The organism is Pseudomonas sp. 008 (assembly GCF_016861935.1).
GTDB lineage: Bacteria > Pseudomonadota > Gammaproteobacteria > Pseudomonadales > Pseudomonadaceae > Aquipseudomonas.
Genome location: NZ_BOMA01000006.1, coordinates 46464 through 67853, shown reverse-complemented (window position 1 = coordinate 67853; position 21390 = coordinate 46464). Strand labels below are relative to the sequence as shown.

Annotated in this window: 20 protein-coding genes and 1 pseudogene; 5 read left to right on the top strand and 16 right to left on the bottom strand. The window is 63.7% G+C overall.

Annotation, left to right across the window (positions count from 1 at the left end):
- Window positions 1–16: 16 nt before the first annotated feature.
- The 11 genes and pseudogenes from trbL to JUI81_RS13875 all read right to left on the bottom strand — a co-directional run bounded on the left by trbL (window position 17) and on the right by JUI81_RS13875 (window position 10546).
- On the bottom strand, window positions 17–1384 hold the full coding sequence (gene trbL, locus JUI81_RS13925) for a P-type conjugative transfer protein TrbL (RefSeq protein WP_204124505.1): 1368 nt from the start codon (window positions 1382–1384) through the stop codon (window positions 17–19).
- Window positions 1381–1707, bottom strand: coding sequence for a hypothetical protein (locus JUI81_RS13920; protein ID WP_204124504.1), 327 nt, complete (start codon window positions 1705–1707; stop codon window positions 1381–1383). The genes trbL and JUI81_RS13920 overlap by 4 nt, the downstream gene beginning before the upstream one ends.
- A gap of 12 nt (window positions 1708–1719) precedes the next feature.
- Window positions 1720–2463, bottom strand: a complete 744-nt coding sequence (gene trbJ, locus JUI81_RS13915; protein ID WP_204124503.1) for a P-type conjugative transfer protein TrbJ — start codon at window positions 2461–2463, stop codon at window positions 1720–1722.
- Window positions 2460–4910 (bottom strand): conjugal transfer protein TrbE, encoded by a 2451-nt coding sequence (gene trbE, locus JUI81_RS13910; protein WP_038862369.1) that lies wholly within the window; start codon window positions 4908–4910, stop codon window positions 2460–2462. The genes trbJ and trbE overlap by 4 nt, the downstream gene beginning before the upstream one ends.
- Window positions 4911–4922: 12 nt before the next feature.
- Entirely contained in the window at window positions 4923–5192 is a 270-nt protein-coding gene (locus JUI81_RS13905; protein ID WP_006378802.1) for a VirB3 family type IV secretion system protein, read from the bottom strand.
- Window positions 5189–5575, bottom strand: coding sequence for a TrbC/VirB2 family protein (locus JUI81_RS13900; protein WP_150012741.1), 387 nt, complete (start codon window positions 5573–5575; stop codon window positions 5189–5191). The genes JUI81_RS13905 and JUI81_RS13900 overlap by 4 nt, the downstream gene beginning before the upstream one ends.
- Window positions 5572–6641 (bottom strand): annotated as a pseudogene (trbB, locus tag JUI81_RS13895) (P-type conjugative transfer ATPase TrbB). The gene JUI81_RS13900 and the pseudogene trbB overlap by 4 nt, the downstream one beginning before the upstream one ends.
- Window positions 6638–7114: a ribbon-helix-helix protein, CopG family gene (locus JUI81_RS13890; RefSeq protein WP_007704373.1), complete on the bottom strand. Its 477-nt coding sequence runs from the start codon at window positions 7112–7114 to the stop codon at window positions 6638–6640. Before JUI81_RS13890 ends, trbB begins: the two are co-directional and overlap by 4 nt.
- Complete coding sequence (locus JUI81_RS13885; RefSeq protein ID WP_204124501.1) at window positions 7111–9108, bottom strand: conjugal transfer protein TraG; 1998 nt, start codon at window positions 9106–9108, stop codon at window positions 7111–7113. Before JUI81_RS13885 ends, JUI81_RS13890 begins: the two co-directional genes overlap by 4 nt.
- 233 nt (window positions 9109–9341) lie before the next feature.
- Window positions 9342–9605, bottom strand: a complete 264-nt coding sequence (locus JUI81_RS13880; RefSeq protein ID WP_038862368.1) for an EexN family lipoprotein — start codon at window positions 9603–9605, stop codon at window positions 9342–9344.
- Window positions 9602–10546, bottom strand: a complete 945-nt coding sequence (locus JUI81_RS13875; protein ID WP_007704377.1) for a LysR family transcriptional regulator — start codon at window positions 10544–10546, stop codon at window positions 9602–9604. Before JUI81_RS13875 ends, JUI81_RS13880 begins: the two co-directional genes overlap by 4 nt.
- A gap of 136 nt (window positions 10547–10682) precedes the next feature.
- On the opposite strand from JUI81_RS13875, the gene JUI81_RS13870 reads away from it, so the two are divergent.
- From JUI81_RS13870 to JUI81_RS13850, 5 genes are all read left to right on the top strand, one after another.
- A complete protein-coding gene (locus tag JUI81_RS13870) occupies window positions 10683–11357 on the top strand; it encodes a TetR/AcrR family transcriptional regulator (protein WP_032805120.1) in 675 nt (224 codons plus the stop codon).
- Between the two features lie 131 nt (window positions 11358–11488).
- Entirely contained in the window at window positions 11489–12733 is a 1245-nt protein-coding gene (locus JUI81_RS13865; protein WP_204124500.1) for a S9 family peptidase, read from the top strand.
- Between the two features lie 55 nt (window positions 12734–12788).
- Window positions 12789–13658, top strand: a complete 870-nt coding sequence (locus JUI81_RS13860) for an oxidoreductase (RefSeq protein ID WP_204124499.1) — start codon at window positions 12789–12791, stop codon at window positions 13656–13658.
- Entirely contained in the window at window positions 13642–14970 is a 1329-nt protein-coding gene (locus JUI81_RS13855) for a carboxylesterase (RefSeq protein ID WP_204124498.1), read from the top strand. Before JUI81_RS13860 ends, JUI81_RS13855 begins: the two co-directional genes overlap by 17 nt.
- Window positions 14971–14979: 9 nt before the next feature.
- Window positions 14980–15909, top strand: coding sequence for an NADP-dependent oxidoreductase (locus JUI81_RS13850; protein ID WP_204124497.1), 930 nt, complete (start codon window positions 14980–14982; stop codon window positions 15907–15909).
- A gap of 107 nt (window positions 15910–16016) precedes the next feature.
- Here the strand turns inward: JUI81_RS13850 and JUI81_RS13845 are convergent, their stop codons facing one another.
- From JUI81_RS13845 to JUI81_RS13825, 5 genes are all read right to left on the bottom strand, one after another.
- Complete coding sequence (locus tag JUI81_RS13845) at window positions 16017–17036, bottom strand: metal-dependent hydrolase (RefSeq protein WP_204124496.1); 1020 nt, start codon at window positions 17034–17036, stop codon at window positions 16017–16019.
- 55 nt (window positions 17037–17091) lie between these two features.
- Window positions 17092–18006: an SDR family NAD(P)-dependent oxidoreductase gene (locus JUI81_RS13840; RefSeq protein WP_204124495.1), complete on the bottom strand. Its 915-nt coding sequence runs from the start codon at window positions 18004–18006 to the stop codon at window positions 17092–17094.
- A gap of 79 nt (window positions 18007–18085) precedes the next feature.
- Window positions 18086–19108 carry a lipid A deacylase LpxR family protein gene (locus JUI81_RS13835; RefSeq protein ID WP_204124494.1) on the bottom strand — a complete coding sequence of 341 codons (1023 nt, stop codon included), beginning with the start codon at window positions 19106–19108 and terminating at the stop codon, window positions 18086–18088.
- Between the two features lie 199 nt (window positions 19109–19307).
- Window positions 19308–20267: an MBL fold metallo-hydrolase gene (locus JUI81_RS13830; protein ID WP_204124493.1), complete on the bottom strand. Its 960-nt coding sequence runs from the start codon at window positions 20265–20267 to the stop codon at window positions 19308–19310.
- A gap of 165 nt (window positions 20268–20432) precedes the next feature.
- Window positions 20433–21269: a MipA/OmpV family protein gene (locus tag JUI81_RS13825; protein ID WP_223811651.1), complete on the bottom strand. Its 837-nt coding sequence runs from the start codon at window positions 21267–21269 to the stop codon at window positions 20433–20435.
- Window positions 21270–21390: the final 121 nt, after the last annotated feature.

Genomic DNA, 21390 nt, shown 5'->3' with positions numbered 1-21390 from the left:
GTGTTCTCCTTGAAGGTTAGGTATCGGAATCCCGCAGGCTCGGGCCTTGCCCGGAGCCGCCGCCGTCGCCGCCGCGCAGCGTGTGGGCAGCAGTGGTCGCGGCATGGGTGGCCTGCTGGCGCCGGTGCATCCGCTTGGCCCAGGCCGGTTGCTCTTGCCTCTGCGAGCCTGCGGCGCCGTCTGCGGTCTGGCCGGGGCCAGCACCGTCGCTGCCGGCTTCTGTGCCGTTCCAGCCAGCGCGGAAGAAATCGGCCATCTTCTGCCCCGCAGCGGAAGCTCCAGAGGCGACGCGGCGGCCTGCGGCTTGTGCGCCGGTCTTGGCGACATTGCCGAGGCCAGCCGCCGCGCCCTTGGCACCGCCGCCGGCCGCAGTGGAACCGGCCTGGAACGCCGATCGGGCACTGCCGGCCGCCGAAGTCGCGGCACGCGCCCCGGCACCGGCCAGCTTTGCGGCCGCCGGGGCCATTCGTGCACCGGCCATGACGGCGCCGCCCACGCCCGTTGCGGCGGCGCCGATGGCAACGCCGGTGCCGACAGCGCCGACCGCAGCACCAGCCATCGCGCCCGCACCAAGCTGCGGCGCACCGGACACCAGGCCGGTGGCGATACCGGGTCCGAAAATGCCCAGCGCAAGCAGCGCGAGCGAGGCCAGCATCACGACCAGCGCGTGGTCGATGGATGGCTCGTCGGGATGCACCTGGAACTCGGCGAACAGGCCGGAACCGATGCCGACGATGACGGCCAGCACCAAGACCTTGATGCCTGACGACACCACGTTGCCCAGCACCTTCTCCGCGAGGAACGAGGTCTTGTTCCAGAGTGCAAACGGGATCAAGACGAAGCCGGCGAGCGTGGTCAGCTTGAACTCGATCAGCGTGATGAAAAGCTGTACCGCCAGCACGAAGAAGCAGAGGATCACCACCAGCCAGGCGATGAACAGCACCACGATGGGGTCGATGTTCACGAACACCTCGGGGAACCCAGCCATGTCCCCGATCTGTTCCAGAATCGGCGCGGCAGCGTCGATGCCGGTCTTCGCCAGCCGGCCAGGCTGAAGGAAGTTCTCCATCGTGATGGCCGAGCCGGTCGCGGTGATCCCCAAGCCGGCGAACGAGCGGAACACGATGCTCGCCAGCCAGTTGAAGTTGCCGATGATGTAGGCGAACGCGCCGACATAGAGCACCTTGCGCAGCAGCTTGGCGATCACGTCATCGCCCTGGCCGGTGGCGTGGCTCATGGCCCAATAAAGACCAGCGATCGTCATGTCGATGACGATGAGTGTGGCGGTGAGAAACGCCACTTCGCCCTGCAACAAACCGAAGCCCGAGTCGATGTAGCGCGAGAACGTATCGAGGAAACGGTCGATGATGGTCACGTCGTTCATGGCGAATCCTCGGACGGAGTGAGCAGAACGGCGCCCTCTGGCAATTCATCTGCGGGCGTATCGAAGCTCGGCGGAATCGGCGGAAGTTCAGCCAGCGAGTTGTATTCGTCCGGCCCGGTATGGCCGGCGAAAAAGCGCCGCCGGAAGGCTTCGGCGGCGGCGCGGCAGGCATCCTCGCCCACGGCCTGCCGGTCGGCCGCGCATTGCCCGCGAAATGCCTTGAGCCGCACCGGATCTGCGGCCAGGGCGTCGGCCAGGTTCTCGGCCGGCTGCTGGCCGCACGCGGTCAGCAGCACGGCCAGCAGGACGGAAGCGCTTCGCATGGCCGCCTCCGGTCAGTTGTTGTAGAAGTTGACGGACTGCGGCGTGTACGGCGTGCCGGTGCCGAGGAAGCGCCGCCGCACTTCGCGGGCGCGCTCCATAGCCGCCGCTTGCCGCGCCAGTTCCAGCGAAGCGGCCCGGTCTTGCGTGATCTGGAGCTGCTGCCCCTGGATCGACTGCTTGGCCTGCAAAGCCAGGAGCTGGTTCGTCGCCTGCATCGCTTGCAGCGCGCCGGTCGCCGATTGGCTCTGGTTCACGAGGTCGGCCAGCGCGCTTTCGTCTTGGGCGAGGTTCTGCGACACCTGCGCCTGCATCCGCATCGCGGTGTGCAGGCCGTTCAAGGTGTTCTGCCAGCGTTCGCGGGCGTCCTGCGCCATGCGGTCGCCGCTGATGGTGGCGGCGTACTGTTCCGGGTACAGGCGGGCGAACGTGGCATCCATGCTCTGCACGTCGTAGGCCAAGCCGCGCGCCTCGGCGATCAGGCGCTCGGTGGTGGCGAGCGTCGAGCGCAGGCGGTTGACGATGTTGAAGTCGAGGTTTGCCAGATTCCTGGCCTGGTTCATCAATATCTGCGCCTCGTTCTGGAGCTGGTTGATCTGGTTGTTGATCTGTTCCAGCGTGCGCACGGCGGTCAGCGTGTTCTGCACGAAGTTGGACGGGTCGAACACCGTCAGCGCGGATGCGGGCTGCATGGCCAGCAGCAATACCGACAACACAGCAGCGAGTGAGACAGAGAGCAAACGGGGCTTGGTCTTCATAGTGAAACCTCCAGCGGTTGAGAAGCGAGAAAGGAAGCTGCCGCCGGAGCGGACGGCAGCAGGTCGGCGGCCCAGCCGAGGCCGCGATGGCGCAGCCACGCGCCGGCGAAGCCGGGAGCGCCGGCCTGCGTCAGCACGCGGTCAATGTCGCGTTGGTCTTGAGGGGTGGATGCGCCCGCGAATGCGAGCGCGACAGGCCCCAGGTCGAGGTCGAATAGGCGGTTGCCGAGGCGCGACTGGTAGTAGTAGTCGCGCTTGGGCTGCGCGGTGGCGACGATCTCGATCTGCCGGCTGTTGAGCCCGAAGCCCTCGTAGATCGTGCGAATCTGCGGCTCGGTCGCCTGCGGATTAGGTAAGAAAATCCGACTGGCGCAACTCTCGATGATCGCGGGCGCGATGGTCGAATCCTTGATGTCGGCCAGCGACTGCGTGGCGAAGATGACGCTGACGTTTTTTTTCCTGAGCGTCTTGAGCCATTGCCGGATGCGGGCCGCGAAAGATGGCTCATCAAGGAATAGCCACGCTTCATCGAGGATCAGCAGCGTCGGCGCACCGTCGAAACGCTCGTCGAAGCGGGCGAACAGGTAGCGCAGCACCGCTTGCACGGCGGCGGGGCTGTGCATCAGTTCTTCCATCTCGAAGCCCTGCACGTCGGCCATGCCCAGCCGGTCGTGGTCAGCGTCCAGCAGCTTGCCGTGTGCGCCGCCCAGCACATAGGGCGCGAGCGCTTGGCGCAGCGCGTTGGACTGCAATAACACCGACAAGCCGGTCATGGTGCGCTGCTCCACCGGCGCACCGGCAAGGCTTCTCAGCGCCGACCAGATGGCAGCCTTCTCGTCCGGGCCGACCGTCACGCCTTCGTGCAGCAGCCGGCCCTCCACCCATTCCGCGGCCCAGGTGCGGTAGCCCTCGTGGGCAATTCGCGCGAGTGGCTGGAAGGCGATGCCGCCATCGGCACCGAGGTCGTAGTGCTCACCGCCAAGGCCGAGGATGGTGGCGCGCATCGAGCGCCCCATGTCGAAGGCGAAGATCCGCGAGCCGAAGTAGCGCCGGAACTGCATGGCCAGGATGGCGAGCAGCACCGACTTGCCCATGCCAGTCGGCCCGGCGACAAGGGTGTGGCCCACGTCGCCGATGTGCGTTACCAGCCGGAACGGCGTCGCACCATCGGTGCGTGTCACGATCAGCGGCGGGCCGTCGAGGTGGTCGTTCTTCTTCGGCCCGGCCCATACCGCTGACATCGGCATCATGTGCGCCAGGTTCAGCGTCGAAACGATGGGCTGACGCACGTTCGCGTATGCGTTGCCGGGGACGGACGACAGCCAGGCATCGACCGCGTTGAGGGTTTCGGGGATCGTCACGAAGCCCCGGCCTTGGATAACGCGCTCCACCATGCGCAGCTTCTCGTCGGCCACGGCCGGGTCGGCGTCGAGCACCGTCACCGTGGCGGTGAGGTAGCCGAAGGCGACTTGATCGCTGCCCAGCTCCTGCAAGGCGGCATCGGCGTCGGCGGCCTTGTTGCTGGCATCGGTATCGACCAGCGGGCTTTCCTGCTGAAAGATCGTTTCGCGCAGCAGCGCGATGACGTTCTTGCGCTTGGCGAACCATTGGCGCCGCAAGCGCCCCAACTCCCGTTCCGCCTCGGCTTTGTCGAGACACAGGAAGCGCGTATTCCAGCGATACGCAAAGCCCAGGCGGTTGAGGTCGTCCAAAATCCCCGGCCAGGTCGAGGTCGGGAAGCCTCGTACCGACACCACGCGCAGGTGCTGATCGCCCAGCATGGGCGCCAGGCCGCCGACCAGCGCGGCATCGGCCAGCAGCGCGTCGATATGGAACGGCACGTCGGGCACGCCGACGCGATAGCGGCGCGTGGAGACTGTGGCATGCAGGTAGGTCAGCGTCTGGCTGTCGTCCAGCCAGGCAATCTCCGGCATCACACCATCGAGCAGGTCGAACACGCGATCGGTCTCTGCCACGAAGGAATCGAGCCGACCGCGCCAGTCCACGCCCTCGGTGGGCCGGTTCTCGTACAGCATCCCAGCCGCACGGGCGCGAGACTCTTGCGGCGGTAGGTGTTGCAACGTGAAGTGATAGACGCTCTCGAAATGGCCATCCGACTCCTCGAACGCCGCGCGTCGCTCCTCATCCACCAGCCAGGACAGTGGTTCGGGAAAGGAGGACTGCGGATAGCTCGATGCCCGCATTCGCTCGGCCTCGATATAGAAGGCCCAGCCAGACCCGGTACGGCGAAGCGCGTTGTTCTGCCGCGCCGACGTGGCAATCAGTTCGCCCTGTGTCGCACTGTCCAGGTCGGGACCGCGAAACTGGAACGTGCGTTGAAACGAACCATCTTTGTTCAGTACAACGCCCGGCGCGACCAGCCCGGCCCAGGGCAGCCAGTCGGCAAGCAAGGCCGGGCGCTGACGATATTCGGCAAGGTTCAGCATGGCGTCCTCCCCTCACACGTCCAGAAGCGGGCGGTGTTTGATATGCCGCGCGAAGACCTGCATGAACTGCGGATCGACGCGAGCACCCCATACGGCCAGCGAGTGGCCGACGATCCAGAGCACCACGCCGGGAATCCACAGTTGCAGGCCCAGTCCGACGGCGGCGGCCAGCGTGCCGTTGGCAATTGCCACGGTGCGCGGCGCGCCGCCCAGCAGGATTGGCTCGGTCAGCGAGCGATGCAGCGGCACCTCGAAGCCCGGAAGGTCGCTGGCCGTACTCATACGACGGCCCCGCCGGAGAACGAGAAGAACGACAGGAAGAACGAGGAAGCGGCGAACGCGATGCTCAACCCGAACACGATCTGGATCAGCTTGCGAAAGCCGCCGCTGGTGTCGCCGAAGGCCAGCGCCAGGCCCGTGGCGATGATGATGATGACCGCGACGATGCGTGCCACCGGCCCCTGGATCGACTCCAGAATCGACTGCAAGGGCCCCTCCCACGGCATCGAGGAACCGGCGGCTTGCGCCGTGCCCGCCAGCAACAGCAGCAGCGCGGCCAGCAGCAGCCCTTGCCCCGCAGGGCGGGCGAGGCTGCGCAGTCGCGCTAGGCCGGACAGGTGAGGAAGCGGATTTACGGAAAAGCGGAAAGAATCAACGTGCGTCATGGCAGTTCTCCAAGTTGGTTGGGGGACGGGGATGTGCAGCGGCGTCGGCTGCGAGAGGAGCCGGCGTCAGCTCGGGAAACGGCGTTTCCAGCGCGTCCGCCAGGCGATAGCCGGTGCCGTCGAAGCCGACGACACGGGCGATGGTTTCGACGTGGCGCTTGCGGCCGCGTCCGGCGATGTGAATGACGATGTTGACCGCCTCGGCGATCAGCGCCCGCGGCGGATTCACAGCGACTTCGAGAATCAACTGTTCGAGGCGCAGCAAGGCGCCCAGCGCGGAGCCGGCGTGGATGGTTGCAATGCCGCCGGGGTGGCCGGTGCCCCACACTTTGATGAGGTCGAGGGCCTCGCCGCCGCGCACCTCGCCGACGATCACGCGGTCAGGCCGCAGGCGCATCGTGGCCCGCACCAGCTCGGTCATGGTGACGACGCCGGCGCGGGTGCGCAGCGGCACATGGTCGCGGGCCGCGCATTGCAGCTCGATGGTGTCTTCGAGCACCAGCACGCGGTCGCCTGTGGCGGCGATCTCGGCCAGCAGCGCGTTCGCCAGCGTGGTCTTGCCGGTGCTGGTGCCGCCGGCGATCAGGATGTTCTGCCGCTCGCGCACGGCGCGGCGCAGGAACTCGGCCTGCCCGGCGGTCAGGATGCCGTCGGCCACGTAGCGATCCAGACCGATGATGCTCACGGCCCGCTTGCGCAGCGCGAAGGCTGGCCCCGGGGCGGCCGGTGGCAGGATGCCCTCGAAACGCTCGCCGGTTTCCGGCAGCTCGGCGGTCAAGAGCGGCTGGCTGCGATGCACCTCCGCACCGACATGCGCGGCTACCAGGCGGATGATGCGTTCGCCATCTGCTTCGGGCAGTTCCACGCCCAGCGGCGAGCGACCCGACGACAACCGATCCACCCACAGGGTGCGATCCGGGTTGAGCATGATTTCCACCACGTCCGGGTCTTCGAGCGCAGCGGCGATCAGCGGCCCCATCGCCGTGCGCAGCATCTGGATGCGGCGATCCTGGGACGCCGCTGCGGATGACCGGGGTTCGGGCGGGATCTGCGGAACGGCACTCATGATGCACGCTCCGCAGTTCGTTCATGGGCGGACGCCATCGCTGCTGCGTCATCCATCCGCATCGGATCGGGGTGCAATTCCTCCACCACGTCGCGCACCAGACTGCGGCCACGCAGCAGGTGACGGCCCAACTGCTCGACGAACTGCTCGAAGCGCGCCTTGCCCTGGGCGCGGGCCGCGTCCTGGTGGGCTTCTGGCACTGGCGTGCTGACGGTCAGGAAATAGCGGATGAACAGCGCCAGCGTTTCGATCTGGATGTTCTGGTCGCGCTCCAGGCGTTCGGTCTGCCGCGACAGTCGATCCAGCCGCTTGGCAATAGCGGCCTCACGCTGGTCGCCAGCATCCGGTGACAGCCAGGACGCCAAGGCCGCTGCGACGATGGAGGACTTGGACACACCTTTCTTGGCGGCCAGTTCGTCCAGGCGCTTGGCGTGCTCGGGCTGGATGAAAAGGTTGAGGCGGTATTGGCTCATAGGTCGATTCCGTCGTTGGGGTCGAGGGAAGCCAGCCGGGCCGTGCGCTGCATGGACGGGTCGAGCTGGCCGGGAAGTGGCAGCACCAGGTCGTCGTCATCGAGCAGAGCCAGGTCGTTCGCATGTGCGTCAGGCTCGGGGTCGTAGGCGACGGTTTCGGAGAGTTCGGGCTGGCGGCGCGGGCCGCCGTCATCGGTGCCGCCCAGGCCATCGGCGGATGCCGAGGCCGGCGCCGCAGGTACGGCCGGGATCGCCAAGCCGCTCCAGTCGTCGGGGCGGGCTGGCGGCGCGTCGGCGTACCTCCCGACTGCGAGCGCGGGCGGTGGCAGGACGCGATTCTTGAAATTGGCGTCGGCGTAGTAGCGCAGCTTCTTCGCGCGGATCGGGGCGACGCTGGACACCATGACCACGGCGTCATCGGGCGGAAGCTGCATCACCTCGCCGGGCGTCAGCAGCGGACGCGCGGTTTCCTGACGCGACACCATCAGGTGCCCCAGCCATGGAGCGAGCCGGTGGCCGGCGTAGTTGCGCTGCGCGCGAAGCTCGGTGGCAGTGCCGAGGGTTTCGGAAATCCTTTTCGCCGTCCTTTCGTCGTTGGTGGCGAAAGTCACCCGGACATGGCAGTTGTCGAGGATGGAATGGTTCTGCCCATACGCCTTGTCGATCTGGTTCAGGCTCTGAGCGATGAGAAAGCTGCGGATGCCGTAGCCGGCCATGAAGGCAAGTGCGGACTCGAAGAAGTCCAGACGACCCAGCGCCGGAAATTCGTCCAGCATCAGCAGCAGCTTGTGGCGGCGCGCGATGCCGTCGCTGCCATCGAGCGATTCGGTCAGCCGCCGCCCGATCTGGTTCAAGATGAGCCGGATCAGCGGCTTGGTGCGGCTGATGTCGGAAGGCGGCACGACCAGATAGAGCGATACCGGATGCTCGGCGGAAATCAGGTCGGCGATGCGCCAGTCGCAGCGCGACGTGACTTCGGCCACGGTCGGGTCGCGGTACAGACCGAGAAACGACATGGCGGTGGAGAGCACGCCCGACCGCTCGTTGTCTGACTTGTTCAGCACTTCGCGCGCAGCGGATGCGACAACCGGGTGAGGCGCATCGCCCAGGTGCTTCGTCGTCATCATCCGGTGCAGCGTCAGCTCGAAGGGACAAGCAGGGTCGCTGAGGAAGTTGGCGACGCCGCGTAGCGTTTTGTCCTCGCCCGCGTAGAGCACATGCAGGATCGCGCCGACCAGCAGCGCATGACTGGTCTTTTCCCAATGGTTCCTGCGCTCAAGCGCACCATCGGGATCGACCAGAATGTCCGCCACGTTTTGCACGTCGCGGACTTCATGCGCGCCGCGCCGGACTTCGAGCAGCGGGTTGTAGGCTGCCGACTGCGCATCCGTGGGGTTGAACAGGAGGCAGTGGCTAAACCGCGAACGCCAGCCTGCGGTGAGCGTCCAGTTCTCGCCTTTGATGTCGTGAACGACGACGGATGCGGGCCAACTCAACAAGGTGGGAACGACCAGGCCCACACCCTTGCCCGAGCGTGTGGGGGCGAAGGTCAGGACGTGTTCCGGGCCTTCATGGCGAAGGTACTGGCCGCGATGCAGCCCGAGGAAAACCCCGTCGGGCTGGATCAGACCGGCTTTGCGTATGTCGTCCGCATCGGCCCAACGTGCCGAACCGTAGGTGGTGACAAGGCGCGCTTGCCGCGAGCGCCACACCGACATGGCGATGGCGACCCCCACGGCCACCAGACCGCTGCCACCCGCGATAGCCCCGCCGATATCGAAGACGTGCGGCGCGTAGGCGTCAAAGAAGAACCACCACTCGAACAGCCGCCAAGGGTGATAGACCGGAGTTCCAAAGAAGTCGAACCACGGCGAGCCAAGGCGTAGTTGATAGCCCAGGGCGGCGGCTGTCCATTGCGTTGCACTCCACACGCCGGCGATCACGATGCCGAATACGGCGGCGATCTGCCCGAACAGTACGCCCTGAGCTTGCATCGACTGGCCTCCGATTTCCCTGCGCTGATTCCTCGTTCAAAAGCGGCACAGGGACGTGCCGCATAGAGGGAGGATCGGTGCCGGGTGGGTGCCGGTCAAAGACCGTTATCGGAAGCAAGATGATGCAAAAAGCATCGTTCCAGGCTGGAGCGAAACCAATAGAAACGCCGCAGGCGCGAGCGCGCTGCGGCGTGTTTGGTTAAGAGGGAAAATAATTTGTGAAGGACTAGCGACTAGAACTTAGGTGGCGCCTCCGGCGGGGTATAGGGCGTGTTGCCGTCGCCATAGAACCGCTTGCGCGTGGCTTCTGCCACGCGGTTGCAGAGTACGTCGCCAAGCGTCGCACGGTCGGTCTTGCACTGCTGACGCAACTCCTTCAACCGTGCAGGATCGGCAGCCAGTTCCTCGACGGTCGGGATGTTGGCCTGCTTGGGCGTCTCAGATGGGCCGCAGGCCGTGAGCAAGCCGGCCAGCAGCAATAGCGTCATTCGCTTCATAGCTCGATTTCCTCCTGTGGGTCAGATTCGGCTGACGGCACGGGCCTTGCGCCTTCGGGCAAGTCGATTGCCTGTACCCGTTCGACGAATCGAGTCAGCACTTCAGACTCTTCCCCTTCGCGCCGCAGAAGGTAGGTGGTCAGCATAGGGGAGCGCCCGGCCAATGGCCGGGCCACCACGCCGCATTCCCGGCTCGCCACGATATGCGGCAAGCCGGCTAGACCCAAGGCGAAGCCAGCGGAAACCACCACCATCATCAGCTCGAACGAAGCGACACGTTCTGCGATCAGCGGCTCGCGGTCGGATCGACGCAGCATGCGTTCCACCTGGCGAGCATGGCCCTCGCACGCCTGCGGATCGCAGAGCACCAGCGGAAATTGCAGCAATTCATCCAATGGGATTCGCTTGTGCTTGAGCAGGTGATGCCGCGCGGGCACAGCCACCATGAGCGGATCGCTCCATACGGCCTCGGCGGTTATGCCGTCACCCACTTCATCGGATTGAGCAAACCCCAAGTCGTACAGATCGTCTTGCAGGCCCTTGAGTTGCTGTGACAGCGGCACTTGGAAAAGCCGAATATCCACCTCGGGTTCCTCCTGCCTGCACATCGCCAGCAAGCTCGGGAGACGCGAAGACGTGATGCCGTCGGAAACGGCGATTCTCAACTGGCCGTGGAAGCCGTTGGATGCTGCTTTCACACTGTCGCGCGCTTGCTGCAAGGCCGTGAACACGCGTGGCACATGCTCTAGAAACAGCTTGCCTGCCCGTGTCAGGCGCGTGCTTCGGCTGGAGCGGATGAACAACTGTTCCCCTAGTTCTTCCTCCAGCTCCTTGATTGTGCGCGACAGGGGCGATTGCTCGATGTGCAGCTTTTCCGCTGCACGAGCGAAGTGGAGTTCTTCCGCAACGGCGACAAAGCAACGCAGGTGCCGTAGTTCCATTTTATAGTCCTTACTTTGGTTAGCGCACAGCCGGAGGTGGCATATGTTTCCTATCGGCTGGCGCCTGTGCAGTTGTCACGTCCGAAAGTGTACTGTATAGTACGTTACATAAACGATGAAGCCAAGGACAATCGAAGTGGTAAAGGATCAGCGCACATCACCGACGAAGCATCGAACCGCAAAGGGCGCACAGCGCCTTCAGGATCTAATCTCCGTTGCGGCTGAGCTATTCCTCGAACGCGGTTTCGACAGCGTCGCCGTGGATGACTTGATCGCCCGCGTGGGAGGTTCACGCAGCAACATCTATAGCCACTTCGGCGGCAAGGAAGGACTGTTCAAGGAGGCCATGATCAGTCTGTGCGCAGACGTGGCGAAGCCGCTGGAGCAGTTGCGAATCGGGAATGGCGGGCCAGAAGAAGTGCTTCCATTGCTCGGCAAGCGGCTACTACAGTCCGCACTGTCCCCACGCACGCTTGCCCTGCACCGTCTCTTAGTCAATGAAGGCAGGCGCTTTCCCGATGTTGCACAGGCAATGTGGGAAGTGAGTTACGGCAAGGCCATCGAGATCCTCTCCGACTGGATCGAGACGCAACAGCAATCGGGAAAAGACCTGTCTGGCGCGGTTCCAGCCAAAGTGCTTGCCGAACATTTCATTGGCCTGGTAGCCGGCCATGCCAAGCTGCTGGCAGCTTCAGGACTCCGTTCGTCACCTTTGTCCAACAGCGAGATCGACCGAATTGTGGGCCACGCCGTCCAGACCTTTCTTCATGGCTCATTGAGCCGTGGAGTGGAGCGTAGAGAGAAGAAATAACAACTGAATTTTTCTAGTCCGGGGTTAGCACTCACTCCATGAATCGGTCCTCTACCTCCAACGGAGAGAGCGATCCGGCCGAATCCAAGGCGAGATCAATTTGTCAACATTAAGGATGAGGTACACACATCATGATCGATCAGAAAGATAAACTTGACACTAAACAAGTACACGGCGCAAAGGCCAGCGCGGCGACTTCAGCACAGGTCGGAAAGCATTGGGCAGACCCTGGTTTTTTCAATGACAACGTACTGCTTGACGCACTGATCAAGCACATCCTGAGCCTGATGCCCTACGGCATGACCGATTTCGGCGAGGTCATGGACGTGGTGCACCAGCTCAAGGGCAGCGACGAAGAGGCTTGGGTCAGTGCCTGGGCCGCGCTGGCAGGCCGGCTGCAGGACAGGGCCGAAGCGGCTGACCAAAAAGGCAAGCGCGTCACCGCCGCCAGCGCCTTTCTTCGGGCCTCCACCTACTGGCGCTGCGCGCTCCTGTATTTCAGCGACTTCGAGGACAAGCGCATGAAGGAGTACGCGGTCGCCAGCGCCTCGTGCTACGAGCGCTACATCAAGCTGTCGGGCTACCCCGGCGAGCGCATCGAAATCCCCTACGAGGGCGACTTCCTTCCCGGCTACTTCTACCGGTCGCCCCATGCGGGCGCAAAGGCACCACTGCTCATCGTCACGCCTGGCCGGGATACCTGGGCCGAAGACACCCGCTGGGTGTGCGAAGGCGCGCTGCAACGGGGTATCCACTGCCTGACCTACGATGGTCCGGGCCAGGGATTCGCGCTGCGACTGAACAATCTCACCTTCCGCCCGGATTGGGAAAAGGTCGTCAGCCCGCTGATCGACTTCGCGCTGGAAAAATTCCCGGAAATCGACGCCTCCAACATCGCGCTGATGGGACTGAGCTTCGGCGGCTATCTGGCGCCGCGCGTGGCCGCGTTCGACAAGCGCATCAAGCTCTGCATCACCGATCCCGGCAACATCAGTTGGGGCCGCCAGATCATCGCGCAACTGGAGCGCTTCGCTGACCACCCGCTGGACCAGATTCCGGAGCAGATGCGCAACCTGGTGCGTGACTACGCCTGGAAGCACGGCGTGCCGAACACGATCAAGGATGTGGTGCAGGCCCTCCAGCCCTACGACAACTCGGCCGTTCTGGACAAGGTGACCTGCGAGACGCTCGTGCTGGACGGCACCGGCGAGGTCTTCCATGGAGCCAAGCCGTTCTACGACGCCTTGCAAGGCCCCAAGGAATACCTGTTGTTCGACGAGACCTCGACGGCGCAGTCGCACTGCCAGATCGGCGGTTATGCGACGGCCACCGAATACATCTTCGACCGGATCGCCGAACGGTTGAGTTGCGCGTGATCCGCGCGTCCCGCTCGACCTGACAACCTCACGCAACTCCCATCAGGAACACGAAATGAATTCTTCGCTTCCCAGTACCAATGAGTTCCGCCTTGGCGGAGAGCTGCCCATCAACCGGCTGGGCTTTGGCGCCATGCGCCTGCCTTGCAACGGCTTCCGTGGTCCGGCGCGAGACCCGGAAACCGGGCGTGCCGTGCTGCGCCGCGCAGTCGAACTCGGCGTCAACCACATCGATACTGCCGAGTTCTACCAGAGCACCGATGGTTCGGTACGCGCCAATGCGCTCATCCGTGAGGCGTTGTATCCCTATCGGTCCAACCTGGTGATCGCGACCAAGGTCGGGGTCGTGTTCAACCCGGATGGCAGCCATCGACCGGCCACCGGTGCCGACATGCGCAGGCTCGTCGAAGAGAACCTGTCGAGTCTTGGCCTGGACCGTCTCGATCTGGTGTACCTGCGCATCGGCGAGATGACGGTGCCTCACGGCGAGTCGCTGGCCGAACGCTTCGAGGCGCTGGCCGCACTGCGTGCAGAAGGCCTGATTCGGCATCTGGGCATCAGCAACGTCGATATCGGGCACTTCAACGAGGCCCGCACCATCGCCCCGATCGCGGCCGTGCAGAACAACTTCCATATCGCCAAGCGCGAGGACCTGAGCCTGCTGAAGGCCTGCGAAGAAGCCGGCATCGCGTTCTGCCCGTTCTTCCCGCTCGGTGGGGGCATGGGGGAGATCGACGACGGGCGGCTGGCCCGGGTCGCCGGAAGGCATGGTGCCACGCCGTCCCAGATCGCGCTGGCCTGGTTGTTGGCATCCTCCCCGGTGATGCTGGCGATCCCCGGCACGGGCTCCGTCGAGCACCTTCAGGAGAACGTCGCCGCCGGTGGCATTTCCCTCAGCGAGGAAGACCATGCCGAACTGGCATGAATTCGGCGTCCGCTCGGTCATCTCGCGCTTAGCGCGAGGTGCCGCGCTGCTCGCCGTGGTTCTCGGAGCAGTCAGCCTGTCGTCCGGGTGCGCAACGGTGGATTTCAGCGAGTCTCCGGTCGGCTCGGTGAGCTTTGAAAAGTATCGACGCGACACGATCGCTCAAATCCAGGCCGGCCGCAGTTTCCAGCTTGCCGACCGGGATGCCGAGTTGGCGTGGAATGCCCCACAGGAGTGGCGGCCCGCTGAATCCGAGGCGGGAGCGCGTCCGCGAAAAGGGATTCTGTTCGTGCATGGCCTCGGCGATTCGCCCTGGTCCTTCCACGACGTGGGGCCGCCACTGGCGAGCCAAGGATTCCTCGTGCGAACGGTGCTCCTCCCCGGCCACGGCACGCGGCCCGACGACTTGCTGACGACAACGGCGGAGCAATGGCGCCAAGTGGTCTGGGAACAGGCCATGGCGCTGCAGCGCGACGTCGATGGCGAGGTGTACCTAGGAGGGTTCTCCACGGGAGCGAACCTGGTCCTTGACTACGCGTATTCGCATCCCGAGATCGCAGGACTGGTGCTGTTCTCGCCCGGCTTCAAGAGCATGCCCTTCGATTGGCTTGCGCCGCTGGCGGCCCGTGTCCGGCCCTGGCTCATCAAGCCTGACGGGACGATTCCGATGCAGAACGCCGTCAAGTACTTCAACGTCCCGTCCAACGGGTTCGCACAGTTCTATCGGACCAGCGCCAACGCACGCCGGCTGCTGCGCGACCGGGCCTATGAGAAGCCGGTCTTCATGGTCGTTGCCGAGCACGATTCCGTGCTGGATACCGACTATCTGTTCGATGTCTTCCAGCAGCGCTTCACGCACCCGGACAGCCGCTTGGTCTGGTTCGGAGGCGAGCCGGACGGACTGACGGATCGCCGGCGCGTTCTGGTCCGGCAGGACCGGCTGCCCGAATGGCGCATCAGCCAGTTCTCGCACATGAGCGTCACGTTCTCTCCCGCTAACACTGTTTATGGGGACGGCGGCAGCCTGCGCCTGTGCCTGAACGGCTTGCGTGAAGGCGACACGCAGGCCTGCGAAAAGGGGGAGCCCGTCTGGTACTCGGACTGGGGCTATCGAGAGGAAGGGAAGATCCACGCACGGCTCACCTTCAACCCGTATTTCGAGTGGCAGACCTCGGTGATGCTGGCGATGCTTGACACCGCAACCACATCCGTCATCTCGCAGGACGTCACGTCGAAGACCTCCACGAGCGAACGCTCCCGGCCAGCATCGCCCCCTCGATCCATTGACATTCCAAAAGCAGCCGAAAGGTAAAGAGACACCATGAAAAGAGTGCAGTTCAGCAGCTACGGCGGCCCCGAGACGATGGCATTCGCCGAATATACACTTCCCCCACTCGAAGCCCGACGGGTGCGCGTGCGCGTGAAAGCCGCTGCGATCAATCCGCTGGATTGGAAGCTGCGGCGCGGTGTCATGAAGTTCGTCACCGGACGGAAGTTTCCCCAGGGTATGGGTTCGGACTTCGCTGGGGTAGTGGAAGAAGTCGGCACCGATGTCACCGACTTCCGTGTGGGCGACGAAGTTTTCGGCACGGTCGAGATTAAGAGGCAAGGTGCGTTTGCCGAGGTCGTCGATGCCGACGCCAAGCTCATTGTCCGCAAGCCCGCCTCGCTCACGTTCAGCGAAGCCGCGTGCCTCCCCATCCCGGCGGCAACCGCCTGGGCGGCCGTCGTCGGCGTCGCGCGCGTGGGCCACGGTTCGAGAATCTTCATCCACGGCTGCAGCGGCGCCGTAGGCAGCAGCGCGGTCCAACTCGCGCAGGCGCATGGCGCGCAGGTGTGCGGCGCATGCGGCGATGCTTCGATCGCTGCAGCGAGGGCTGCTGGCGTCAATCCGGTGTTTCCTTACTCGGAAAAGGCCTCGTTTGCATCCGACGGCCTCTACGACGCGGTGTTCGACACGCTCGGTACGCTGGCCGTCGCTGATGGACTGGCGATGCTCAAGCCCAAGGGCCGCTTCATCGACATCAATCCGACTCCGGCCAGGATGCTGCGCGGCCTCATCTCCGGGCGCTACCGGATGACGTTCTCGACAGGCGGTTTCAAGAATCTGGAGGAAATCGCCAAGTTAGCCGGCGACGGAAAGCTGCGTTCTTCCATTGGTCTGGAAGCGCCGTTTGCCGATGCGCTGTCAATGATCCAGGACGCGGAAGTCGGCCGGCGCCCGCCAGGCCGAATCGTGTTGATCATGTAAGCGTACCTAGAGTGAAAGCCAATTTTCTGATTTTGCCGAATCTATAGATCGCGCTTGAGGCTATCCGCATTTAATTTCTGAGGGTGAGAACGCCAAAGTGTGCGGAGTCAATTCTCCGGGCACTTTTTATCACACGAATCGACCAACCTCTCAGGGTCGCTCTGCTTCGTCAGTTCCAGTGGAAACGCTGCTTTAACCGAGAAAACCCCCGTATCCGGGCGCGTTCCGAACCGCGCATCCCCAACAGTGACGTTGGTGTTCTCACCATTTCCTTTGATCATCGCGAAGGGGAACCGAGACCAGTACAGGAAATCGGCCATCTGCTTGCTCTGCCCAGCCGCTAGAGCAATCGCCGACTGGTCCATGTGAGAGGAAACAAGTTCCTGGTCCAGCGATACATGAGGATTGGGAAGCCAGCGGAAATCACCAAAGCCATACTGATGCTCTGTCTGCACGACGATCCTCCGCCTGAACGGGTCGGCGAATACCGGATTCGCCAGGACCTGCTGCGGTTGACCCAGACCAGACTCCTTGAACTCGCGGGCTACACGTTCTTCCACCGCTCGCCCACTCGCGACCATTGCGCCGCTATAGAGTGTGGTTACCAGAAGGGCCAATATCGCCGGGCTGGATGTTCGACCTGCGTCCGAGCGCTCGCGGCGCCGTGATAGCCAGATTCCCATGCCAAGGGCGAGCCAGATCCATGGATCGGCGATGAAAAGCGCATCGCCATAAAACCAACGCTCCGAGAACGGCATCAGAAGCCGGATGCCCCAGCTATTCATCCAGTCCAGCAAGGGGTGCGAAAGCGCGCCGATATAGCTGAGCAACAAGAGCTGGCCCGGCTGAACGGCGGGGCGCGCGCCTGGTCGTGAACCTCTACGGGTTTGCCATCTGTCGAACCACAGCAGCACGAGCGTGAGAACCGCTGGCAGCACGAGCAACCCGATCGGGCCATGTGTCCAGCCACGCCTGCACGAGAGAGCCTCGCCGAAAGCGAGACACAAGACATCCACGTCGGACAGATTCGCGCCGATCATCAATGCCGGCATCGCGAGCGCCGTTCGGCGCTTGAGCCCGGCCTGCCCCAAAGCGGCGCCGACCAAAGTGTGAGTCAGGTTGTCCACTACAAGAAGCTCCCAGTTTGGTTGTCTATTGGGCGAATCGGGCCTCTCAAGAAGCTCATGGACACGACTCCTCCAAGCCCACCATTACGGCACTCTCGCGCCACAAGCGCTCCTGGGCCTCACGGTTGCGAGCCAGCTCCGAGGGATCGGGAAAGGTGGGATTTCCCTTGACGAGGGAGATGTAAATGCGTCCCTCCGGCAGGGAAAGCGTTCCGAGCGCCACGTCGGCCAGCATCCGACCCGAGTGCTCGGGCGCATTCATCACGAACTTGGGGCGGAAGATACCGACCAGAGGGAAGATCGTGCGCATCACGATGCTAAGGAGCGCCTTCTGCAACGCAGACGCCTCGCGGCCGGCAGCGCCACCCGTTAGGCCCGGGTTGAAGGCAATGACCTCGATCTGGCGCGCCACCACCGTGTCATGCCGGGCCAGGGACAGTGCCGTCATGAGGTTGCACAATTTCGAGGCCGTGTAGGAGCGTATGCCGTCACCCGAACCGCCTTTCGACGGATACGCCCACTCCTGAAGGTCGAGCGTCTTGGGACCGATCGCTTTGATGGGCGGGTTGTGCATGTTGCTCGACGTGATCACCACTCGACCCTGCTCAGCGATATGCGGCAGCAGCAGACGCGCCAGCAGATAGTGAGCAAGGTGATTCACGGCGAACGTGAGGCCAAAACCCTCGGCGCTACGCTGATCGGCGGGTGTGCCATGCAGGCCTGCATTGAGGACAAGGATGTCGATACGTTCATCCCCAAGCTGCCGTATCACGGCGCCGGCAAAGTCGCGGACGCTGGCCAGAGAGGCAAGATCAAGCGGCAGGACATCAACGCCTTTCGGCACGGCGCGATTTTCTCCACGAGCGCCTATGATGACCCTTGTGTCAGGGGAAGCGGCCAGATCCTGCAGCGTGAATTGGCCAAAGCCACTTGTGGCTCCGGTCATCACGACGACGTACTTCGAGTTCATCGGTCTCACCTCGTTTCTCCTTGAGTCAGGCCATCTGCGCGACGGTCTAGTCGCTGTAACGAGAACGCGATTTCTTCCATCAGAACCGCCTGCCAATGGTGAAGCTCCCAAAGGCCGGTCGCTCGCGCTGTCCATCGAACTCGCGGGCCCGGTGGTAGCGCGCGAAGGCGAAACGCCAGTGGCCATGGGTAAATGCGAAACCGAAGCCGATGTCTGCAACCAGTGGGCGCTTGTCCACGCTGTGGCTGGAGCGGAAGGTATTTCCGTCAAGCGTGATGTCGCGCAGGACCCAACGCGCATCGGCAGCGACGAAGAAGTGGCCGCGCCAGCCCTGTGTCGGGCTCGTGCGGATCGGCGATGTGTTCTCACCCGCCGGCCGCAATGGCGCCGTACCGAAGTCGTCCGGCAGCAAGTAGCCGAACCGAAACTCAATCCCGGTATTGGCGTAGGTGGCGAAGTTGCCCAGACTGCCGCCCCAATGGGCTATCGCATCCCACCGCCATGGACCAGCAGGCTGCTGCAACGCGAAGCGCTTGCGCCGCTCGTGAATGAACTGGACCACGGGTTCGTTGTGCAGTTGGTTGTCCCAGCCATTGAACCTGTCCACGCCAATGACGCCGTGCCACCAGTCCTGAACTTCGCCGGCTTTGGCCGCAGGCCCCACGATGCCCAACCGTAGTTGCGAAGTCCGCAGGTCGTCGCCTTTTCGAGCGTTGTAGCCCACGCTGAACATCAATGCGCCGGCGTAAGGCCGGTCGTCTGCAATCAGTTCGTGCGGCTCGCGGTCGGTGGGCGTGTACATCGTCTGACCGAGCCCAATAGTCATGTTCAACTCATCGAACCCGCCAGGCTGCAAGCCGGAGAACGCGTGGTTCAACCGCCTGGCGATATCGGGCAGGCACGGGTCATCCGCACGGTGGATTAGATTCGGCGAAACCAGCGTGAGCAGGAAGCCATTGGAGTACCCCTGGTCCTGCCCGAGGCCGCCGAACATGTCGTTGTCGATTCGCAGATTCACCGTGGATTCGGCCGCAATGCCTTTGCGGTCGCAGCGCTCTTCAGCCAGCGCCGAGCCACTCCAGAGCATTGCCCCAATCGCCATCCAGCCTTTCCACGCAGGGGATTCACTCGCTACATGCGGCAAGCGGCCAGAGCGCTTCGCCGCCAAGCGAACGGAACACAGCGTTTCCAGCCCTGGCACTTCTGCCTGGCACATGGCAGGTTCGCATGCGCCGTCGATAGAGCGTTGTTGGCGTGGCGTTGCAGAGGGTGACGGCGTGGGTCGCCGCTGTAGAGCCGGCTTATTCATTTGGACGTCGCACTTCTGCGGTTTCGCCAACGGCGAGAACCCGCTTTTCTGATGCAGTCAGTCCAAGCCTTTCCCACTCCGCAGCCAGGCGAACCGGAGGTTCATCGAGCGGTTCGTAGGTCAACTTGAACGTCCCCCAGTGCATGGCGAAAAAGCTCCGCGCACCCAGGTCCAGATAGGCCTGGACGGCCTCCTCTGGATTCATGTGCTGCGCCCGCATGAACCAAGCCGGTTCGTAGGCGCCAATCGGGAGAAGCGCCGCGTCGATCGCCGGAAAGCGACGGCCGATCTCCCGGAAGCCGTCGAAATATCCCGTATCGCCCGAGTGATAAACGCTGGCGGATGACCCCTCGACGACGAATCCGCCCCATAGCGTTTCGTTGGCGTCGGTGAGGCCACGACGGCTGTAGTGGCGAGCAGGCACAAAAGACACCTTGGCGGAGCCAAGTTCGGCGGATTCCCACCAATTCAGTTCGCTTGCGGGAATGCCCTTCTTCGCCAGGAACGCCTGCATGCCCAGCCCGGCGATCACCGGTGCTCCGACCTGCTGTACGGAGGGAAGATCGAGGTGGTCGTAGTGGTTGTGCGTGATCAGCACGGCATCGATGGGCGGCAGGTTTTCGGGCAGCACGCCGGCCGGAACATTTCGTCCCCCCGGGCCCAGGGCAAGGTCGCCAAAGATCGGATCGATGAGGAACGACTTGCCCTCTAGCTGCACCAGCCAGCTTGCATGTCCAATCCAGGTGAGGCGAGCGCCTTCGCCCGGTCCCGGCGGACTGGCGATCGCTACGAGGTCGGTCTCGACACATGGGACGGGTGCTTTTCTTGGAACACCGCGGCCACGCCCGGCTAGGCTGTCCAGGACCAACATGCGAAATGCCGGCAGCACAGTACCAGGGGCCGCGCTGCCGTCGAGATTCCTGAAACGTCTGGAGCCATTGCGAGTTGCCATAGCTACCCCTCCCACAAAAAGAAGATCGAGATGAACGCAGTTGGCAATGGCTGGCCAGATAACGCGCTCCAGCACACATTCCCAATGCCCTGCGTCCCGCTCATTTCGAGTCGAATCCGAAACACAGCAAAAGCCCAGCAACGGGCCATGCCATGAATCGCCTTCTCAGAACCGATACAGGTAGCCGAGTCCCACGCCGTACTGCGTGCTCTTTTCGACCAGCGGGCTGTTGCGGATCGAACTGCCCATGTGCTTGGCGCCCATATCGAGGAACACCGTGTGCTTGGGCACAGGCTGCCAGTCAACGCGCAGTCCGATTTCGGTATTGACCGAGGAACTGCCGCTGTAGGCCGGGCGCCAGCTTTGCGCTTCGTCCGACCTCACGCCGTAGTAGTAATCCACGTACTTGCTGTCCACCCACTCGGCCGCGAGCCGCGGTGTCAAACCGATCGGGCCTGCGGTGAAACGCCGATCGATCTGCAGCGTCGCCCGCGTTCCCTTGCTGTTGCTCATGGCATCGGTCAGCACTTCGGCAGACAGGTTGGCAATGCCGCTGCGCCAGATGGCGGCACCGCCGACCCAGAAGCTGGAATCCCGGTCGCGCATACCCGCGAAGTACGGCGAGTCGCCAGAATCGAACTCCTCCATGGCATACCGGCCACGCAGCCTGAAAGACACCGGCCCCAACGACGGGAGCTTGACGTCCAGGCCAGGGCCGGCCACCTGAATCCACTTATTCTCATAGGTGATCATCGGCAAGCCACGCACGCGGTTATCGAAGTCCCGGTAAACGCGGTACTGCATGCCACCGGCGACGCCGATCCCCCATGTCGATTCACTGCGCTCGGCTTCGGCCATGGCCTGGCCTCTCGCGGACCTCTTCGTATCGTCGGTCTGAGCAACGGCGGCGGGAGTGGAGAAAATGCCGGCGACCAGAATCGGCAGCGCCGCATAAGACGGCTGGCGTCGCAGCCGGGCTGCGCAATGAAGGCGTGATGACATGATTGATCCCTTTCAAGGAGAACGTGAAGAATGCCTCTCCCCATGCAGGGGATCGGCTGCTGGCGGACCGCGCCATCGAACTGCGCCGATAGGCTCGCGGACCGTCGGCAGACGGCCGCAC